Origin of the sequence: Aliidiomarina soli, from assembly GCF_003986975.1 — a bacterium.
GTDB classification, from domain to species: Bacteria; Pseudomonadota; Gammaproteobacteria; order Enterobacterales; family Alteromonadaceae; genus Aliidiomarina; species Aliidiomarina soli.
This window is the reverse complement of record NZ_PIPO01000003.1, coordinates 74,505-93,938: the sequence shown is the minus strand read 5'-3', so window position 1 is coordinate 93,938 and position 19,434 is coordinate 74,505. Positions and strand designations below refer to the sequence as shown.

General features: G+C 53.3%; 16 protein-coding genes. 4 read left to right on the top strand and 12 right to left on the bottom strand.

Annotated elements, in window-relative coordinates; translation table 11 throughout:
• Nucleotides 1-19: 19 nt before the first annotated feature.
• The 9 genes from ribD to CWE14_RS06915 form a co-directional block, all read right to left on the bottom strand.
• Nucleotides 20-1,216 (bottom strand): bifunctional diaminohydroxyphosphoribosylaminopyrimidine deaminase/5-amino-6-(5-phosphoribosylamino)uracil reductase RibD, encoded by a 1,197-nt coding sequence (ribD, locus tag CWE14_RS06955; protein WP_198676555.1) that lies wholly within the window; start codon nt 1,214-1,216, stop codon nt 20-22.
• Nucleotides 1,209-1,658, bottom strand: a complete 450-nt coding sequence (gene nrdR / locus CWE14_RS06950) for a transcriptional regulator NrdR (RefSeq protein WP_126789897.1) — start codon at nt 1,656-1,658, stop codon at nt 1,209-1,211. Before nrdR ends, ribD begins: the two co-directional genes overlap by 8 nt.
• Before the next feature lie 70 nt (nt 1,659-1,728).
• The gene (glyA, locus tag CWE14_RS06945) at nt 1,729-2,985 is read right to left on the bottom strand and encodes a serine hydroxymethyltransferase (protein ID WP_126789898.1); all 1,257 of its coding nucleotides are present in this window, start codon (nt 2,983-2,985) and stop codon (nt 1,729-1,731) included.
• Between the two features lie 81 nt (nt 2,986-3,066).
• On the bottom strand, nt 3,067-4,869 hold the full coding sequence (locus CWE14_RS06940; RefSeq protein WP_126798732.1) for a TonB-dependent receptor plug domain-containing protein: 1,803 nt from the start codon (nt 4,867-4,869) through the stop codon (nt 3,067-3,069).
• 11 nt (nt 4,870-4,880) lie between these two features.
• On the bottom strand, nt 4,881-6,545 hold the full coding sequence (ettA, locus tag CWE14_RS06935) for an energy-dependent translational throttle protein EttA (protein WP_126798731.1): 1,665 nt from the start codon (nt 6,543-6,545) through the stop codon (nt 4,881-4,883).
• A gap of 97 nt (nt 6,546-6,642) precedes the next feature.
• On the bottom strand, nt 6,643-7,404 hold the full coding sequence (locus CWE14_RS06930) for an ABC transporter ATP-binding protein (RefSeq protein ID WP_126798730.1): 762 nt from the start codon (nt 7,402-7,404) through the stop codon (nt 6,643-6,645).
• Nucleotides 7,401-8,426, bottom strand: coding sequence for a FecCD family ABC transporter permease (locus CWE14_RS06925; RefSeq protein ID WP_198676554.1), 1,026 nt, complete (start codon nt 8,424-8,426; stop codon nt 7,401-7,403). Before CWE14_RS06925 ends, CWE14_RS06930 begins: the two co-directional genes overlap by 4 nt.
• On the bottom strand, nt 8,423-9,196 hold the full coding sequence (locus CWE14_RS06920; protein WP_126798729.1) for an ABC transporter substrate-binding protein: 774 nt from the start codon (nt 9,194-9,196) through the stop codon (nt 8,423-8,425). The genes CWE14_RS06925 and CWE14_RS06920 overlap by 4 nt, the downstream gene beginning before the upstream one ends.
• Nucleotides 9,174-11,726, bottom strand: a complete 2,553-nt coding sequence (locus tag CWE14_RS06915) for a PilZ domain-containing protein (RefSeq protein WP_126798728.1) — start codon at nt 11,724-11,726, stop codon at nt 9,174-9,176. Before CWE14_RS06915 ends, CWE14_RS06920 begins: the two co-directional genes overlap by 23 nt.
• Nucleotides 11,727-11,875: 149 nt before the next feature.
• Here CWE14_RS06915 and radA point away from each other — a divergent pair, with 149 nt between their 5' ends.
• On the top strand, nt 11,876-13,249 hold the full coding sequence (radA, locus tag CWE14_RS06910; protein ID WP_126798727.1) for a DNA repair protein RadA: 1,374 nt from the start codon (nt 11,876-11,878) through the stop codon (nt 13,247-13,249).
• Nucleotides 13,250-13,270: 21 nt separating this feature from the next.
• On the opposite strand, the gene CWE14_RS06905 is transcribed toward radA, so the two are convergent.
• Nucleotides 13,271-14,035 carry a TatD family hydrolase gene (locus CWE14_RS06905; protein ID WP_126798726.1) on the bottom strand — a complete coding sequence of 255 codons (765 nt, stop codon included), beginning with the start codon at nt 14,033-14,035 and terminating at the stop codon, nt 13,271-13,273.
• A 4-nt stretch (nt 14,036-14,039) separates the two neighbouring features.
• On the bottom strand, nt 14,040-14,645 hold the full coding sequence (locus CWE14_RS06900) for an AhpA/YtjB family protein (protein WP_157981788.1): 606 nt from the start codon (nt 14,643-14,645) through the stop codon (nt 14,040-14,042).
• 183 nt (nt 14,646-14,828) lie between these two features.
• On the opposite strand from CWE14_RS06900, the gene serB reads away from it, so the two are divergent.
• A complete protein-coding gene (gene serB / locus CWE14_RS06895) occupies nt 14,829-15,506 on the top strand; it encodes a phosphoserine phosphatase SerB (protein ID WP_241972345.1) in 678 nt (225 codons plus the stop codon).
• 39 nt (nt 15,507-15,545) lie between these two features.
• On the opposite strand, the gene prfC is transcribed toward serB, so the two are convergent.
• Nucleotides 15,546-17,141 (bottom strand): peptide chain release factor 3, encoded by a 1,596-nt coding sequence (gene prfC / locus CWE14_RS06890; RefSeq protein ID WP_126798724.1) that lies wholly within the window; start codon nt 17,139-17,141, stop codon nt 15,546-15,548.
• A gap of 188 nt (nt 17,142-17,329) precedes the next feature.
• Between prfC and CWE14_RS06885 the strand changes: the two genes are divergently transcribed.
• Together CWE14_RS06885 and dsbG are read left to right on the top strand one after the other, a co-directional pair.
• Nucleotides 17,330-18,562 (top strand): EAL and HDOD domain-containing protein, encoded by a 1,233-nt coding sequence (locus CWE14_RS06885; RefSeq protein ID WP_275065553.1) that lies wholly within the window; start codon nt 17,330-17,332, stop codon nt 18,560-18,562.
• A gap of 61 nt (nt 18,563-18,623) precedes the next feature.
• Complete coding sequence (gene dsbG / locus CWE14_RS06880) at nt 18,624-19,397, top strand: thiol:disulfide interchange protein DsbG (protein ID WP_126798722.1); 774 nt, start codon at nt 18,624-18,626, stop codon at nt 19,395-19,397.
• The last annotated feature ends 37 nt before the right edge of the window (nt 19,398-19,434 follow it).

Genomic DNA, 19,434 nt, shown 5'->3' with positions numbered 1-19,434 from the left:
GCTATGGTTGCCAAGTGGCTCACTTACGTGGGCGCAGCACCAGCTTGATGTCTTCGCCTACCTGCTGCACCGAGTGGAATCGCCATTCCGGCAAATCCGTCATCCGGGTAAAAACAGGAAGGTCTATCAGGCCCTTTGCATCCGGGCCCATTAATTTCGGTGCCTGGTAGACGATCAGTTCATCCACCAGGCCTTGTTGCAGTAACGCACCACTCAATCGCGCACCCGCTTCCACCCAAACGTCATTTATATCGCGTTGAGCAAGCGTCTTCATAAGCGCGGTTAGATCTATACGTGACGCGTTGCTTTCTGTATCGCCTTCGACACTCAGCACCTCGCCATGAGCTGGCAATACCGTGTGCGTTGCACCCTGTGGGCGAGCCAGCCAGACCGGACTGGCTACTGACCAGAGCTTTAACGAGTCTCCGATAGCACCGCTGTTGTCGACTACAATCCTCACCGGCTGACGTACGTCTATATCGTCACTAAGCTCGGCGGGATACTCGGCCCGGGTCAGACGCACGTTTAATAACGGGTCATCGGCCAGCACTGTTCCCGCGCCGGTTAACACTGCCGAGCTTAACGCCCGGCCCAGTTGTACATCCTGCCGTGCTGCCACGCCGGTGATCCACTGGCTCTGGCCGTTACTAAGCGCGGTACGTCCGTCTACCGAGGCGGCCAGCTTGACCCGCACGTAAGGCAAGCCCTGCTCTGCGCGCTTAATAAAACCTAAATTCAATTCGCGCGCTTCAGCCTGCATCAGGCCTACATCGACGGCAATGCCCGCTTCCCGTAAACGCTGAATACCGCTTCCAGCGACCTGGTGATAGGGGTCTTCCATCGCGACCACAACCCGCGCGACTCCCGCTTTGATCAAGGCATCAGCACAGGGCGGTGTGCGCCCGTAGTGACTGCAGGGTTCTAAGGTGACATAGGCTGTGCTTCCTGCAGCTTTGGAGCCAGCTTGGGCCAGGGCGTGGACCTCTGCATGGGGAGTGCCGGCCTGAGCATGAAAGCCTCGGCCCAGTATGTGTTCACTGGCATTCACGCTTTCGTTACTGTGTTTTGTCGCACTTTTGGTCGCACTCTTTGTAGCAACAACACAGCCGACATTGGGATTGGGCGAGGTGGTAAAGCGGCCAAGGGCGGCCAGCCGCAGCGCTTCCTGCATACAGGAATAGTCAAAGGGTGAGAATTCGGCAGCTGTCTCAGTCATCGAGGCGGGCGATCTCCTCGCCAAACTCACGGATATCCTCAAACGAGCGATACACAGACGCAAAACGAATATAGGCGACTTTATCCAGCGTTTTCAGTTGCTCCATAACCAGATTGCCAATCACATTGCTGCTGATTTCACGCTCACCGGTTGCACGCAGACCGGACTTAACGCGGCTGATCAGTTGCTCCATTGCCTCCAGACTAACCGGACGCTTTTCCAGCGAACGGAGCAAACCATTACGCAACTTTTCTTCGTTAAACGGCTCGCGGGCTCCATCGCTTTTGATCACCCGCGGCATGATAAGCTCAGCACTTTCAAAGGTCGTGAAACGCTCTTTGCAGGCATTGCACTCGCGGCGTCGGCGAACCGACATACCGTCGCCCACTAACCGGGAGTCAATGACTTTAGTATCCTGCGTGTTACAAAATGGACAGTGCATGTGCTGCTTTCATTACCTGTATGTAAGAACCTGTATGTAAGACGGGCAGGCAACGCCTGCCCGATGGTATTTACCCGTAGACCGGAAACTTAGCGCACAGTGCTTTGACCTGCTCGCGCACGTTGTTTTCGACCGAATCGTCACCCAGGTTGTCGAGTACATCACAGATCCAGCTCGCTACCTGCTTAGCCTCATCAACCTTGAAGCCACGACGGGTTATGGCTGGCGTACCCAGGCGCAGGCCTGAGGTCACAAAAGGTGAACGCGGGTCATTTGGCACCGAGTTTTTATTCACGGTAATGAAGGCGCGTCCAAGCGCAGCATCAGCGTCTTTACCTGAGATATCTTTATCAATTAAATCAACCAGGAACAGGTGGTTTTTAGTGCCACCTGAAACAATTTTATAGCCGCGCTGCTGAAGAACTTCAACCATCGCATTGGCGTTATCCAGTACTTGCTGCTGGTAGGCCTTAAATTCAGGTTGCAATGCTTCTTTGAATGCCACCGCTTTAGCCGCAATCACGTGCATCAGCGGGCCGCCCTGATTCCCCGGGAACACTGAGCTGTTAAGCTTTTTATGCAGATCCGGATCATCTTTGCCAGACAGGATCAGACCACTACGTGGGCCGGCCAGTGTTTTATGGGTCGTTGTGGTCACTACATCGGCAATAGGCACCGGATTCGGATACAGACCAGCGGCTACCAGACCCGCCACGTGCGCCATATCAACCAACAGGTAAGCACCTACTTCGTCTGCGATATCGCGGAACTTCTGCCAGTCGATCACGCCTGAGAAAGCCGAGAAACCAGCAATAATCATTTTTGGCTTGTGCTCACGCGCCAGCTCTGCCACCTGTTCGTAGTGAATATCACCGCTCTCAGGATGCAGCCCGTACTGAACAGCATTATAGGTTTTACCAGAAAAGTTTACATGCGACCCATGCGTCAGGTGCCCGCCGTGATCCAGGCTCATACCTAATACGGTATCGCCTGCGTTCAACAATGCCATAAAGGCGGCGGCATTCGCCTGCGATCCCGCATGCGGCTGCACGTTGGCATAGGTTGCGCCAAACAGCTCTTTCGCACGTTCAATTGCCAGGTTTTCAGCGATATCAACAAATTCACAGCCGCCATAATAGCGTTTGCCCGGATACCCTTCCGCATATTTGTTGGTTAGCTGAGAGCCTTGGGCTTCAAGCACACGAGGGCTGGTATAGTTTTCTGAGGCAATCAGTTCGATATGCTCTTCCTGACGTTTTTCCTCAGCCTGCATGGCGTCCCATAACTCGGCATCAAAATCAGCAATATTCAAATCACGGCTTAACATGGTTACTCCTGGCTGCATTGGGAGCGGCTGCGCCTTAGGCGAAACCGCGTAAGCTAAATGAACAGGCGAGCATTATAGCGGTTAATAGCGCCAGGTAAAACCTAAACGCAGCTGACGACCGGGTTCAAACCAGTCGCGTCGTTCCGCATAACGCTGGTTGCTCAGGTTACTCGCGCGCAGGCTAAGCTCAGCGTCCGGTCTCAGCAGCCAGCCCAGCTCGGCATCGAGGCTGAGGTATCCTGGCAAGGCCTCTCCCTCGCTGGTATACAAGCGGTTGCGGCCATGCCCGCTGAGCGACCAGCGCAGCCGCTGCCCTTGCTGAGTAAGGCGAAGCTGAGCATGCTGACCTGCGCGGTAGGCTAATCGCTGGTTGCTGTCATCGTCACGTGCCCGCTGCCAGGTTAAATGTCCTTGCAGCGACACCGACTCACTCAGTTGCCAGTCACCCGCCGCGGTTACGCCGCGGCTGCTGGCCCGGTCAATGTTCTGTGGCGCCCACAATCCGTTGTCCCCCGGTGCCCAGGCAATTAAACGGCGCCAACGTTGATAAAAGGGTTGCAGGCGAAACTGAATCCCTTGCGTGACCCTGGTTTTCAGGGTGACCTGAACCGACTGACTTTTTTCACGCGCTAAATCCGGATTACCGGCACCTGGCCAGTAAAGGTCATTAAAACCTGGTTCGCGGTAGCCGTTGGCCAGCGCAACGGCACCGCTCCAATGCGGCGTAAGCTGGGCTTTTACCTTTGCCTGAGCACTTACCACCCAGCTCCCTGATCCCATTCGTTCAACCCGCCAGGCAAAGCCAGAGCCTTGGCTACTTTGCCATTGACTAAACAATGCCAGTCGGGAACGCTGGCTGCGCTGGTAGTCCACTACATTGCTCTGCACCCGCTCGCGCTGCCATTCAAACCCTCTGCTAATTGTGCTTCCAGTCGTGGTTTCCAACTCAGTCAGGTAGGCCGCGCGCCAGCGTTTAGTGGAAAAGAGATCGCCCGCACCGGACCAGCCTGCTGCTGAGCTTAGATGATCTCTGCTGATTGCTTGATCAGTGAAGTGTGACAGGCTCAAACGTTGTTGACGCTTGCCCTGCTCACGGACATGCTCAACCTGGGTCAATGACTGCTCGTTGTCGAGCCATGGCTGGCATCTAAGCGGGGCAAAGGTGACTGCATCGACACAGTCCTGCTGATAGTCCGCGTCGGTATACTGGCGCTGGTGGCGAACATGTAACCCATTGCCACTGTTCAGCAAACGCTCAAAGTTAATGCTATAAGTCCCAGCCTGGTAGTCGGCTACCGTGCTCCGCTCCGATGACGCCCCTACAAGCGGCGGACTACGCCGCGGCAGAGCGTAACGCTCGTCACGCAACGCGGCGCTGACCGCGAACTGACTGCGCCCCAGTTGCTGTGACAGACGCAGATACCCGTGACCACCGGCGGTGTCGCCGTCGCCCCTGAGCTGACTTGCTGCGATAACATTGTCGCCATCAGCGCGGGTACGGATATGCACCACCCCGCTCATCGCGCCACTGCCATAAGCGGCAGCCGCCGCGCCAGATATGACTTCCACCGACGCCACCTCGGCAGGGTCGAGAAACTGCAGCAATGGGGTGCCCAGGGTGGTGCTGGTTAACGGCACCCCGTCGAGCAATACCAGCACCTGGCTACTGCCACTACCCTGCATCGATAAACTGAGAGCCCCGCCGGGGCCCCCAGTTTGGCGAACCTGCAAACCAGGCGCATGGCGCAGTATATCCGCCATCGTCTCACCTGAGCGATATCCGGATGCTACATCCAGCACCACAGCATCATGCTGCGCCGCCCGGCCCTGCACCTCAATTCGCTCAATATCCGCCGCCGCAAGCGCCAGCAGTATCGCCCACATCACAACCCCATTTAGGTGATTGGCTTGTATTTGATGCGGTGAGGTTCCATTGCATCGGCGCCGAGCTTGTCTTTCATATAGGCTTCGTAGTCGGTGTAGTTCCCTTCGTAGAAGTTAACCTGACCTTCATCACGGTAGTCCAGAATATGAGTGGCAATACGGTCAAGGAACCAACGGTCATGCGAGATCACCATGGCGGCGCCGGGGAATTCCAGCAGCGCGTTTTCAAGCGCACGCAGGGTTTCGACGTCGAGGTCATTGGTTGGCTCATCGAGCAACAGTAAGTTGCCGCCAGCTTTAAGTAATTTCGCCAGGTGGACCCGGTTACGTTCACCACCGGACAGCTCACCAATGCGTTTTTGCTGATCATTGCCTTTAAAGTTGAAGCGACCACAATACGCGCGGCTGGGGACTTCATAGCCACCAATAGAAAGAATATCCATCCCTTCGGAGATTTCTTCCCATACGGTTTTCTTATCATCCATGCTGTCGCGGAACTGATCCACGCTGGCCAGCTTAACGGTTTCACCCACTTCAATGTGGCCGGAATCTGGCTGATCGGTGCCTGAGATCATCTTAAACAGGGTCGACTTACCGGCCCCGTTCGGGCCGATGATGCCGACAATAGCGCCCTTCGGCATGCTAAAGGTCAGGTCATCAATCAATACCCGGTCGCCAAACGACTTACGCAGGTTGCTGACCTCAAGCACTTTGTCACCCAAGCGCGGGCCGGGTGGAATGTAGAGTTCGTTGGTTTCGTTGCGGCGCTGGTAATCACCACTTTGCAACTCTTCAAAGCGAGACATCCGCGCTTTAGACTTGCTGCCGCGGCCTTTCGGATTCTGCCGAACCCACTCCAGCTCGCGCTTAATGGATTTCTGGCGTGCGCTTTCGCTCTTCTCTTCCTGCTGTAAGCGGGTCTCTTTCTGTTCCAGCCAGCTTGAGTAATTACCTTCCCACGGAATACCATAACCACGGTCAAGCTCAAGGATCCAGCCCGCCACGTTATCAAGGAAGTAGCGATCGTGGGTAATGGCTACCACGGTACCTTCGTAGTCATGCAGGAAACGCTCAAGCCATGCCACCGATTCAGCATCAAGGTGGTTGGTCGGCTCATCGAGTAACAGCATATCTGGCTTATCTAACAACAGGCGACAGATGGCGACCCGACGTCGCTCACCACCGGAGAGAACTTTTATTTTTGCGTCCCATGGCGGCAGACGAAGTGCATCGGCTGCTTTTTCCAGGGCGTGATCGAGGTTATGACCGTCTTTCGCCTGCAACAAGGCTTCTAACTGCCCCTGCTCTTTTGACAAGGCATCGAAGTCAGCGTCTTCTTCAGCGTAGGCTGCGTAGATCTCATCCAATCGGCTCAAGGCATCTTTGACATCCGCTAAGGCTTCTTCAACGGTTTCGCGAACGGTTTTATTCTCATCCAGCACCGGCTCCTGCGGCAGGTAGCCAATCTTGGTCCCGCTTAACGCCCGTGCTTCCCCTTCAAACTCAGTGTCAACGCCAGCCATAATACGTAGCAGGGTCGATTTACCGGAACCGTTTAGACCCAGCACACCAATCTTTGCGCCAGGAAAAAAGCTCAATGAAATGTCTTTTAAAATAGTACGCTTAGGCGGTACCACTTTGCTGACTCGCAGCATGCTGTAAATATATTGCGCCATAATGTGGCTGGTCCTCATCTTGTACCACCCAGTGCTCAGCACTGAGTGGATCCAGTAGCAATGAATTCAATGATTGTAAACGGCGGATTCTAGCAGATTATCCTCTAATACCGAACACCTTGTACAAGGTCTCCGGCTGCAACACCTGGTCCGGTTTGCCGACGCTGAAGACATGCGCCGACGGCTCACGCCCCAGTAAAACCACCTGGTCACAAAACTGGCGGGCCAGGGCTATGTCATGCATCACAGCTATCACCAGCGCACCCTGCTCTGCCTGAGTTTTCAACAACTGCATCACCGATTGCTGATGGCGAGGGTCAAGCCCGGCGGTAGGCTCGTCGACTAACAACACGCGCGGTTTCGCTGCCAGTACTCGAGCCAGTAATACACGCTGTTGTTCGCCCGCCGATAACTCCAAAACAGGCCGCTCTGCAATAGACTGACACTGGCACTGTCGTAGTACCAGTTCGATGGCGTTTTCAGCTTCCTCTGGTGACCAGTCACGCCGAGCATCGGCCCCCAGAGCAACAATATCGCGCACCGGTAATGACCAGAATGGCCGCGCCTGCTGTTCGAGGTATCCCTGCCAGCGAGCGCGCTCACGCATTGGTCGCTGCCGTCGAGGCGATGCTAATAGCGTCGAGGTGTCAGCTGCTGCGTCAGTTGAGTGCTGTAGATGGACCTCACCTGCCAATGGTTTGAGTAAGCCGGCCACGGTTTTGAGTAAGCAGCTTTTACCCGCGCCGTTTTCCCCCATCAGAGCGTACAGAACGCCGCTGTGGAAGTTAATATCGACGTCTTTTAACAGCTCGGCATGGCGCCGATACCCCGTATTAAGGCCGTTACAAACAAGATTCATAGGCTTCGCCAGCGACGCTGAGTGGTTAATAAGAGCAAAAAGAAAGGGCCGCCAATCAGGCTCATGAGCACCCCAAGTTTGAGTTCGGTCGCCGGGCTTACTACCTGCACCAGTATATCAACCAATAACAGCATGGCAGCACCTAACCAGGCTGACCACCAAAGTACGCGGCGCGGGTCTTCTCCACCGATAAAACGGACCATATGCGGCACCATTAAGCCGACAAAGCCAACCACACCAGCCACCGCGACCGCCGCTCCGGTTAACAAAGCGACCCCCAGTAATACCAGCGCGCGCTGCCCGGTTAAATGATAACCCATCGACGCTGCAGTGGTTTCACCAAGGGTCAGCGCGCGTAGAAATCGACCACTAAAAACAAGTAACAGTGCGCCCGTTAGCATAAACGGCAACACCATCCCCACCTGAGCCAAATCGCGATGCGCCACCGACCCCATCAGCCAGAAGCTGATTTCCTGCAATGCAAAAGGGTTGGGGGCAAAGTTGAGCGCCAGCGCGATGCCCCCACCCAGCATCGCAGACACCGCAACCCCGGCAAGAATCAGAGTCGTGACTGCAGGAGAGCGTCCGGCCAGACTAAGTACCAGCAGGAGTGCAATACAGCTGCCAAGTACTGCACTGAGCGGCAGTAACGCCGAATGCCAGCTGACCAGACCAAAATAGAGTACTAACACAGCAGCCAGCGCGGCCCCGGATGAGACCCCGACGATACCAGGCTCAGCCAGGGGATTACGCAGCAAAGCCTGCATCGCAGCACCGGCCATCGCTAAGGCTGCGCCCACCAGTGAAGCCAGCAACACCCGCGGTAAGCGAATATCACGCAAAATATGCCAGTCTAATTGCGCAGCAACATCGAGCGCCTCGCCTCGCATCGACATCAGCAAAAGCGACCATGAATCAATGGGTACCGGGCCCGTGTTCAATGCCACTAAGAAAACCAGCAGGTAGAGCAAGGTTGCCAATGGAATAAAATGACCGGCTCGCATTCGTGGTGTGCTGCTCATAATGGCTCAACCTGAGTGCGCAATGCTTCGACGACCGCAGGCAGTTGCTGCGCCATACAGCCGAATAACTCAGCGGGTAAGGTTAACTGACGCTCTGTCAGCAAAGGCGTTAACGCACCATGCAACAGATTTCTCGACGCCAGGGCAAACCCCTCACCTTGCACCACCACCAGGTAATCCGGATCCAGCCGCACTATCTGTTCCGGTAGCAATGTCACCAGCCCGGATCCGGGCGCTGCGTTGACCGCACCAAGCCGGGTAAGCAATTGATCCCACAAGGTGTCGCCAGCAAAGCTGTAATGGTTGGCTTGCAACAGCAACACCCGTTTACGCTCGGCTTCAGGTACAAACAAAGGCTGCGCCCATTCCATCGTTACGTCAATGTGCTGACCATAGCCAGTCGCCTCAGAATAACGTTGATAAAACTCGACCAGCTGCGACCAACTGTCGGGTTCGGGAAGTGTCGTAACTGTCACCGAATGTCGACGCAATGCGTCTAATAGAAAGGGATTGCTAAATGGATTTGCCAGCACCAGATCAGGCTGCCAGCGTAGGATCCGTTCCAGATTGCCAGCATGCTGATCGGTTCGCAGTACATGCTCAGCGGCGTCCGGCACCGTGTCTTCAAGCAACTGGTCAAAGCATATATTGAGCGACACAATCCGCTGGCTCGCATGCGCCGTTGCTGCCTGCAGCAGGATAAAGAAAACGGTCAGGCAAAGCCCCGCGCTTCGGGTCTTCAAGCGACTAGAGTTGGGCGAGGAAATCATCCAGACGTTGCGCCTGTTCATCACGCTGTTGTTTGCTTAACGGAAGACGGTTCATTAGCTCAGTCGTACAGTCAATCACATCGACCAGACCGACCACACTCCAAAGGTCTTTCTCTAGCTGCTGAGCCTTATGCGCGGCGTATAAGTTGATGTACTTAAACTCTTTGGAGATAAACGAGATATCCGGTTTGCCGGTGCGGTTTATCTCCATGCGCAGTAACATCAAACTGCCACTGGCGAGGGCATTTTCAATGAATGCTTTTTCGATTTCTGCCGACTTAAACTGCGACTTATAGCGCCGCTCAACTTGCACCACACCGCGCCGGTAACGAAGAAACACATACATTTCCAGCAACTGTGGGCGCGAGTTCTGTTCCAGTTTATTCCAGCGCATTTTCAACTGGCTGCCCATTTGCTCTTTATCCAGGAACGGGCGCAGGCTGGCTTGCTCTGGTTCTTGCGCTAAGCCCAAAGAAAGCTCTTTCATAGGCTGGCGCAACGGCGTCACACCCAGCATATCAATACCAAATTCGCCCTTGCTTTCCCGGTGCAGATAAATCGGCAGGGTCATCAGGGCGTGGCTATACAAATTGCGCAAGCACAGCTGCAAGCCATGCAGACTTCCAGACTGGCGGGTATTCAGCACTTCATCCTGATTGTTCTTGATCATCTCTTTGATGTATTCACGACCATCATGGGTTTCGCTTTTAACATCCGCGCGCAGGTGTAGCGTGGTTTTATCTTTAGCCAGATGCATTACCTCATAACGCAAATGGCCTAAATTAAAACCCTGTGCCCGTTTCGCCAGCTGGATCATATCAATTTCAACGTAGTCACCGGCTTTCACGTCCAGCGCTTCCTCAACATCGACCTGCATGCCCATGGTCGAAATATCGCGCGTTGTGCCTAACAGGGTCCGCTCGCCACCACGCACGCGAACGCGGGTACGATAGCCAAAGCGGCTTTCCGAACGGAAATTGACGAAGCTGTAGGCAACCCGCTGCAGTTCCAGTGGGACCTTTCTTGAAACGACAAAGTCTTTCAGCCCAACTAATTCTTCTTTCTTGCAATGGTAATGTTCGTAACGTGCCGGGTCAGGGGTAATGTCATTGAGCAGGCCGACATGAGTAAGACCATTAATCTGACGCATCACATCCGGCGCCGGCGGGCGCTGCAGATGCTTCTCCCGTTGCAGAATTTCCTGCGGTAAGGTCACCGGTGACCATGCCTTACCCAGGTCGAGGCGGGCAAAACTGAAACTGTAGACTTTAAAGCTGTTAGTGCGGCATGCGTAAGCAAGAAAAATCCGTTTCAGCTTCTCATTCTGGTTGAGTTCAAAGTCAGTCGCCGCGTAAAAATACACTTTTCCCTGGCGTAGCATCTGAAAGGTATAAAAAACCGTGTGCGCGTAAGTGCCTGGGTGGTCTTTAAGGTGACGTAAGAAATGGCTTAGCCGCTTGCCGGTAAACAACCCCGGCAACTGGTTCTTATTCTCTTCATTTAACCAGTCATCCAGCACCGCCGCATTGTTCTCAGTTTCGAGCGCCATGGCACTGAACATGCGGTTTTCCTGCCGACGGAAATAAAGCGGCACGCCGCTCATCCGCGGAAAATAGAACTGCTCATGTCCCTTTGCGACCACTGCACCATAGGTATTGTCGACGTTGACTTTGTAGCGCCGTTTATAGCCGTTAATAAAGCGCACCAGAAACTCATCGAATTCTTTCGATTCAAAGTCGACATCGCGAACCAGACGCAGGTAAAGGAAGTCTTTGCGGTTCTCGATCCCGACCACCTGATAGGGCACCACGAAATTAGGGTCGAAGGTAAATTCCTGCGCTAAGCCGGTAAATCGAACGCCTAAGGTACTGCCTTCGGTGACATCTAACTCGGGGGTGATTTTGATTTGCATACCACTGACTGAAATATTGGTGGTAATGGCTTCAATATCATCGCCTAAGCCGGTTTTGATCATCACCTGAACGGCGAAGTTCATCCGCTCTTCTTTACGGTGATGGTAAGTGCCAAAAGTAAAGTAAGGCGCTTCCAGCGCCTTATCAACCGCCACGGTGGTTTCTGCAGTGGTTTTTTCACCGGCTGAGGCGTCACCTGGAATAAGCGGGGTTTCTTCTGCGATAGCGCGTCGTTTAGCCGCTGCGAGCGCTCGTGCACGCTCCCGTTTTGCGATAATGCGGAAATTATTCTCGGCGTTATGGACCTGCTCATAGGTATCTTCGGTGTAGACGCCGCGGTAGTGGGATAAACCGGATTCAAAGATACTAATAGCGACATCGTCCATATAATGGACGAACCCCTTATGTTTATAAGGGCGGCAGTGACCATCAACACGCTTACGCAAATCAATTGCTTTGCGACACGGCCGCGCAAGCCGACGTAATTCGGCCTTCAGCTTGAAGCGCTCAGGGCCTGACAAGTCAGTGGTTAGGGCTGAAAAGATCGAGTCAAACTCCGGTTCGTTGACAACCGGTTTGAGTTGTTCGATTAATTGTTGCTTGGCAACAGTATCCATTTTTGCGCTATCCTGCGTGTCTCTTTTGATTTGTTATCACGGGAAGTATTGTCGCCATTATGAAAAGACTTGCGTGGAATGTCGATACTTTAACGCAGATCTGACACTAATTGCCAATTCGTCGCTAGTTATAAGGTACCTCAACCCGCATGGCCAAGAGTAAACAAAAAACCGCTTACGTATGCACCGACTGTGGCGCTGACTATCCCCGCTGGATGGGACAGTGCAGTGAATGCAAAGCCTGGAATACCATTTCCGAAGTCCGCCTGGGGGCCGCTCAGAACACGCGCACCCCGGCCGGAAGAGCGGGTTTTACAGGTCTGGTCGACGCTAAGGTGCAAACCCTGAATGAAGTGGACTTGCAGCAGGTCCCACGATTCAGTTCGGGGTTTGCTGAACTGGACCGGGTGTTGGGTGGCGGAGTCGTGCCAGGCTCGGCCATTCTGATTGGTGGGTCACCCGGCGCCGGTAAAAGCACCTTGTTGTTACAGACCATGTGCCTGCTTGGCGAGCGAATGAACGCGTTGTACGTAACCGGTGAGGAATCCTTGCAACAGGTCGCCATGCGCGCCCAGCGCCTGCAATTACCAACCGACAAACTACGCATGCTGGCAGAAACATCGATTGAAACCATCTGTCAGTTGGCTGATCAGGAAAAACCAGCGGTCATGGTTATCGACTCGATCCAGGTCATGCACCTGAGCGATATCCAGTCGGCGCCCGGCAGTGTCTCGCAGGTGCGCGAAACAGCTGCTTACCTGACCCGTTACGCCAAGCAAAATAACGTGGCCATTATTATGGTCGGGCACGTGACTAAAGACGGTTCGCTGGCAGGTCCAAAAGTTTTAGAGCACTGCATTGACTGCTCAATCATTCTCGATGGTGACGGCGACTCGCGTTACCGCACCTTACGCGGCACCAAAAACCGCTTTGGCGCAGTCAACGAACTGGGTGTGTTTGCGATGACCGGCGCTGGGCTGAAAGAAGTCAAAAACCCCTCCGCTATTTTCCTCTCACGGGCCGATGAACATGGCAGTGGCTCCGTGGTCATGGTGATTTGGGAAGGAACGCGCCCACTGCTGGTGGAAATTCAGGCGTTGGTTGATCACTCTCAGTTAGCCAATCCACGCCGGGTCGCGGTCGGCACTGAGCAGAACCGGCTGGCGTTATTACTGGCTGTGCTCCATCGCCATGGCGGTCTCGCTCTGGGTGATCAAGATGTATTTGTGAACGTGGTGGGTGGTGTTCGGGTCGCCGAAACTGGCTCTGATCTGGCGTTGTTGCTGGCCATTGTATCCAGTTTCAAGAACAGAGAACTGCCGCGTGATCTGATTGTGTTTGGCGAAGTCGGTCTGGCAGGTGAAATACGCCCGGTTACCAATGGCAGCGAACGTTTAAATGAAGCTGCAAAACACGGCTTTAAACGAGCGATTGTTCCGGTTGCCAACGCGCCTAAACAGCCTCCGGCAGGAATGCAAATCATCACCGTGAAAACGGTAGCTGACGCGTTAGAGCAAATCTGACTCAGCGCTGAGGGCAGACCTTTAGCAATTGAGGTTAAACAGCCGGCGTGAATTCTGCCATAGCGCCTCGCGTACAACCTCAGGGGATTCCGAACGAAGGCTGCACAATGCATCAAATACCCGGGTGATATAAGACGGTTCGTTGCGCTGCCCTTGTTTGCCACAGGTCGGCATATCCGGACTGTCCGTTTCCAGCAGTAAAGCATGTAATGGCAACGCACCGATAGCCGCACGGGTCTTGCGAGCGCGGGTATAGGTAATAACGCCGCCGACCCCAAGCGAGAAGCCCTGCTCAACCCACGCCTCAGCCTGTTGCTGGCTGCCACTGAATGCGTGTACCACCCCTCGGGTAAGGCCGCTGTCACGTACCATTTTTAAAATTTCATCGAGAGTTTTGCGGTGATGCAAAATAACTGGCAAGTCAAAATCCACGGCTATTTGCAATTGCGCCTGCAATAACTGCCGTTGTTTATCCATTGCCTCACAGGTGGCATCCAAACCTATCTCACCGACAGCCACCGCGCCCCCTTTGCCAAGCTCAATGCTAAGCTGCTCAAGGTCTGAGTGCTGGTGCTCGGCAATAAAGTAAGGGTGCAAACCGAAAGCGTTGTGCCAGTTCTGATAGTGTCTGGCGAAATTGCGTTGCTGAGCCCAGCTTGCTTTGCTAACGCCGGGCACCACCAAATGCGTCACCCCGACCTGATGCGCGCGCATCAGCATCTCCGCGCGGTCATCATCAAATTCAGTGAAATTTAAATGGCAATGAGTGTCTATTAGTGCAGCCATAGGACTACTCTACAGGCGGAACCCGGCGGGGACGTCGTTTTAGCAGTGCAGCGGCAAACAGCATACCGGCAACCACAGCGAGGAAAAGCATGAAGCCGGTCTTTTGCTGATAGTCGCGCTGATAAATGCGTGAATCAGACATGATCCGATTGTAGTCAAAGGTAATGCGCATAAAGCCGATTGCATCGCCTTCTTCTTCAATTGGTTGCACCATTGGCACCGCCCACATTGGGGCTGGCAGGCTGTTGAGAAAAGTCTGCACGGGCAGGTCATGGCCCGCCCGGATCAATGATTGACCCTGCGCATCCTGGATCGAAACTTCAAGAATAGCCTCCTGACGCCGCAAATGTTCAGCCAACCCCTGCAGCGCATCCACATTGTCGTCTGAAATCCAGACCCGGGCTTCATGCGAAGCCTGAGCAAGAATCACTCGCGCCAATTGTTCGGTATGCAGGATGCGCACATCCTCGCCGCGTTGCTCAGCTCCAAACCAGGTTAGCGCAATCCAAAGGATAAGCGCTAAGGCGACCAGCAGCTGCAGAATGCGTCGATATAGATGTTCACCGGTCACAAACCAGTGCTTGGTCCAATCAATCAAGGTCTCTTTCATGCTGGTCATACTATAATAAAGCGTGCCGACACGCTAGCTTTTGACAGATTGATAGCTGGTTTACCCCGCCACCCCGTAAGTAGTTCATTTAGCGTCGTTATTCTTTGCTAAAATTGGTACTTAGCGCTTTAATAAAGCGACCGTTCCCTGAGAACCAAGACACAACAAAAATAAGGATTCGTCGTGAGTACTCAAGCAGCAGGCCGCCCCCGGCCAGCCCCCATATTGGCCGAACGCGGCATGGCTGTGTTCGATATGGACTCCACCTTAATTGACATGGAATGCATTGATGCCATCGCGGCAGCAGCAGGCTGTGGTGAAAAGGTAGCGGCTATAACGGAACGCGCGATGCGCGGTGAAATTGATTTTGTGGCAAGTTTAACTGAACGCGTAGCCGCGCTTAAAGGAGTCCACCTTGAAGTCCTCGACAGCATTCGCGACGAGCTGCCGGTGATGCCGGGAGTGGCGGAGTTATTAAATACCTTACGTGAACGACGCTGGCGCACGGTGCTGGTGTCCGGTGGCTTTACCTGGTTTGCGGATGAACTGGCGCGACGCTTTAATTTTGATGTGGTGGTCAGCAACTACCTTGAGATTGATGACAACGACTGCCTCACAGGTACGCTCGGTGGCCGTATTGTCGATGCCGAGGTAAAAGCTGACACTCTGGTGCAGTTGACGAATCAATATGGCTTACCGCGTTCTCAGGTGCTTGCGGTCGGCGACGGCGCGAACGACCTGCCCATGTTACAGGCCGCCGGTTTTGGTATCGCGTTTATGGCCAAACCAATACTGCGCGACATTGCCGACTATTGCCTCGACGAGAAAGATCTATCGCGCATTCTCACCCTTTTACGTTAGCCTGAACTAGCACTCTGAGAATATATCGCGCGTAGCAGATCAGTGCTCGCGCGTATGCTCAAATTCAATATCCGGATAGCGTTCCTGAGTTAAGCTCAGGTTGGCCATGGTGGGTGCTATATAGGTCAGATTGTCGCCCCCATCCAGCGCCAGGTTGTGCTCGGCTTTACGGCGGAACTCATCAAGCTTCTTCGAATCACTGGAGTACACCCAGCGTGCGGTCGCTACCTGAATATTCTCGTAAATGGCATCCACGTTGTATTCAGATTTAAGACGGTGAACGACCACATCAAATTGCAGAACCCCGACCGCGCCAACAATTAAGTCGTTGCTGATTAACGGACGGAACACCTGCACCGCGCCTTCCTCTGATAACTGCACCAGCCCTTTCAGTAGCTGCTTCTGTTTAAGCGGATCTTTTAACCGGATACGACGGAAAAGTTCCGGCGCGAAGTTCGGAATGCCAGCAAACTTAAAGTCATCACCTGCCGTGAAAGTATCGCCAATCTGGATCGTGCCGTGGTTATGCAAACCTATAATGTCACCGGGGAAAGCTTCGTCCACATGGGCACGGTCACCAGCGAGAAAGGTCAGCGCATCCGCAATACGTACATCTTTGCCAAGACGTACGTGCTTCATTTTCATGCCCTTTTCGTATTTGCCCGAGACAATGCGCATGAACGCAACGCGGTCACGGTGTTTCGGATCCATATTGGCCTGAATTTTAAACACGAAGCCGGAAAAATCGGGTGAGTCAGCAGACACAGTCTGTGCTTTATCCGTTTCCCGGCCCAGCGGGGTCGGCGCCCATTCAACCAGGCCATCCAGCATATGGTCAACACCAAAGTTGCCCAACGCGGTGCCGAAAAACACCGGGGTGAGCTCACCGGCCATGAACATTTCCTGATCGAACTCATTCGAAGCACCACGAACCAGGTCAATCTGTTCACGCAATTCGTCTGCCCACACTCCAATGCGCTTATCCAGCTCAGGATTATCCAGCCCTTTAATGATATCGACTTCCTGAATACGATGACCCTGGCCGCTCTTATAGAAAATGGTTTCGTCGCGAATCAGGTGGTAAACGCCTTTAAAGTTTTTCCCTGAACCGATTGGCCAGGTAATCGGCGCACACATGATTTTTAGAACATTTTCTACTTCATCAAGCAGTTCAAACGGGTCGCGTGTATCCCGATCCACCTTGTTCATAAAGGTCAGAATCGGCGTGTCGCGCAGGCGTGTAACGTCCATCAGTTTGATGGTTCTGGTCTCTACACCTTTAGCACTATCAATTACCATCAGGCAGGAATCGACCGCAGTGAGTGTACGGTAAGTATCTTCAGAGAAATCTTCGTGGCCCGGCGTGTCTAATAAGTTGACCAGTTCGTCATGATACGGAAACTGCATCACCGAGGTGGTCACTGAGATGCCCCGTTCCTTTTCCATCTCCATCCAGTCTGACTTGGCGTGTTGTCCCGATTTTTTACCTTTAACGGTACCCGCCTTTTGCAGCTTCTGACCATGCAAAAGTACTTTTTCGGTGATCGTGGTTTTACCCGCATCAGGGTGCGAAATAATCGCAAAAGTACGCCGTTTAGCTACTTCAGCAGCCACTTCCTTCGCCAACTCAGACATGCACTCACTCTATTTACTAGTTACCCAATTATGGGCACGAATTCTACACCATCCCGCCGCTTCATGAAACGAGCGCGGGGCCTGAATATTGAATCCCTGCAATCCATAAACGGACAAATAAACGTATCCCACTCAAGTGACGGCGCTATCTATACAATGGCTAGCACGTTAGAATCACGTAATGTAGTGTGCTAATAAAGCGGAGGCAGTGGCGAACTCGTATTATGGACAATTCAACCTTACTCGCATACCAGCCTATTTATGACCGTCAGTTGGACATTGTTGGCGGTGAACTGTTGTATCGCAATGACAACGGACTAAGCGTACTCGATGTTGGCGAAGAGTACGCCACCAGTGAACTTATTTTTCAGTTGTGCACCGGCATCACTGAGCAGTTTGAAGGCTTTAATCACCCGCTGTATATTAACGTATCGAAAGACTTTGTGCTGTCTGATGCGTTTTTACCATTGGAGCCTTCTCGCGTCATCGTTGAGCTGGTCGAGCGTATCGAGCCCACCCCGGAACTGATTGAAGCCATCGCCCGATGGCATAAAAAAGGATTCCGCTTTGCGCTGGATGATTTCGAGCTTTCTCCGGCCTGGCAGCCGCTGTTTAAATATTGCGACGTGGTCAAGATTGATATCGAGCAGACTTCGCCAGAGCAATTGCAGAAAATCCGCAATGCACTCAGTAATAAGCCGATGAAATGGCTGGCTGAACGGGTAGAAACGCACGCCCAATTAGAGCACTACAAAAGGTTAGGGTTTGATTATTTTCAGGGCTACTTTTTGAGCCGTCCGATCACGATAACCGGCCAGAAAATTAACCCGGCGGGGGTCAATCTGGGTCAAATCATTCAACTGCTTTACAGTGCAGAAGTCGATATCCAGAAGCTTACTGAAGCCGTTTCACGTGAACCAACCATGTCGCTGAAGTTATTGAAAATTGCCAATAGTCCGTTTTACCGCGGTCAGTCGGAAATATCGTCATTACAACAAGCATTGATGCGTATTGGTTTAGAACAGCTGAAGCGTTGGGTGGTGTTGATTGCCTCCCTCGAAGGCGGTTCAACCGCCTCAGTTCATCATGTGCTGACTCGTGCCATGGCCTGTGCGGAACTTGCACGTAATAACCAGGCCTTACAAGGCAAAGCCGAACAGGCATTTCTTGCTGCCCTGTTGTCTGGGGTGGATATTTTGATCGGCGTCGACAAAGAGGCGTTTATCGGTCAACTGACGGTCAGCGACGAAATCCAACAAGCCGCACTTAAACAGCGTGGCGTGTTAGGTGGCCTGGTGAGTATGGTTATTAATGTCGAGCACGCTGCTCACGGCCATGGCGGCAAAGTAAACCCGCGCGTGTTGAGTATCTATAACGAACAAAACTTGCGCACCCGAGAGTTGCTCAACACGCTCGCCTGAGTAAAGCCAGTGACTAAAGTACTTAACTTCAACCTATGATATATCAGCAAAGGAGCCCTAAATGGCTGTAAACCATCCCCGAATTATACTAACACTGGCTGCCAGCCTGCTACTAAGTGCCTGTGGTGCAAATGCCAGTGACGAGCTGCCTCCGCCGGTACAGAACGTCGCTAATCAGGGTGTCGAGATCAAAGGCAGCTTCGAAGGACCAGATGGGATGACCGGCTATGTCGGTGAATTTCAGGGCCAGGGTCTGGCTATTTACGCCACCGCTGACGGTCAGAATGCCTTCGTTGGCACCTGGATAGACAGTGACGGTCGCGACATGGGTGCGGCTCATATACGCCGCTTGATTGAAGAGCCTCGTTACGCTGACGCCTGGGTCGAGTTAGAGCAGGCAAACTGGATACAGGAAGGCAGTGACGATGCGGAGCATACCCTGTATACCTTTACCGACCCATTCTGCCCCTACTGTCGGCAGATGCATGAAAGCATGAAGCCCTATATAGAGTCTGGTCAGGTTCAGTTACGCCATATTATGGTAGGCATCATTCGCGAAGCGAGCCCCTCTATTGCGGCAACTATTCTGGGTTCAGACGACCCTGCTGCAGCACTCAGCGAGCATATGACGACTTTTGATGATGGCGGGATCCTGATGCAAGGCAGTGCCCTTCGTCAAGGTAACCCGATTTTGCAGCAGAACCACTCACTCCTGCGCAGCCTGAACCTGAGCTCAACACCAGCCACCTTCTTTAAAGATCAAAATGGTGTGGTTCAGATGGTACAGGGTGCACCGAACGAACAGGCTATCGAAGCCATGCTCCATCAGCGCTAAATTTGGTCAGACCAATTCAACATTCAAGCCCCGCGCT

Bases quoted from the DNA above. Each gene is read 5' to 3' on its own strand.
- ribD (WP_198676555.1), bottom strand. From the start codon at position 1,216: ATGACTGAGACAGCTGCCGAATTCTCACCCTTTGACTATTCCTGTATG.
- nrdR (WP_126789897.1), bottom strand. From the start codon at position 1,658: ATGCACTGTCCATTTTGTAACACGCAGGATACTAAAGTCATTGACTCC.
- glyA (WP_126789898.1), bottom strand. From the start codon at position 2,985: ATGTTAAGCCGTGATTTGAATATTGCTGATTTTGATGCCGAGTTATGG.
- CWE14_RS06940 (WP_126798732.1), bottom strand. From the start codon at position 4,869: ATGTGGGCGATACTGCTGGCGCTTGCGGCGGCGGATATTGAGCGAATT.
- ettA (WP_126798731.1), bottom strand. From the start codon at position 6,545: ATGGCGCAATATATTTACAGCATGCTGCGAGTCAGCAAAGTGGTACCG.
- CWE14_RS06930 (WP_126798730.1), bottom strand. From the start codon at position 7,404: ATGAATCTTGTTTGTAACGGCCTTAATACGGGGTATCGGCGCCATGCC.
- CWE14_RS06925 (WP_198676554.1), bottom strand. From the start codon at position 8,426: ATGAGCAGCACACCACGAATGCGAGCCGGTCATTTTATTCCATTGGCA.
- CWE14_RS06920 (WP_126798729.1), bottom strand. From the start codon at position 9,196: ATGATTTCCTCGCCCAACTCTAGTCGCTTGAAGACCCGAAGCGCGGGG.
- CWE14_RS06915 (WP_126798728.1), bottom strand. From the start codon at position 11,726: ATGGATACTGTTGCCAAGCAACAATTAATCGAACAACTCAAACCGGTT.
- radA (WP_126798727.1), top strand. From the start codon at position 11,876: ATGGCCAAGAGTAAACAAAAAACCGCTTACGTATGCACCGACTGTGGC.
- CWE14_RS06905 (WP_126798726.1), bottom strand. From the start codon at position 14,035: ATGGCTGCACTAATAGACACTCATTGCCATTTAAATTTCACTGAATTT.
- CWE14_RS06900 (WP_157981788.1), bottom strand. From the start codon at position 14,645: ATGAAAGAGACCTTGATTGATTGGACCAAGCACTGGTTTGTGACCGGT.
- prfC (WP_126798724.1), bottom strand. From the start codon at position 17,141: ATGTCTGAGTTGGCGAAGGAAGTGGCTGCTGAAGTAGCTAAACGGCGT.
- dsbG (WP_126798722.1), top strand. From the start codon at position 18,624: ATGGCTGTAAACCATCCCCGAATTATACTAACACTGGCTGCCAGCCTG.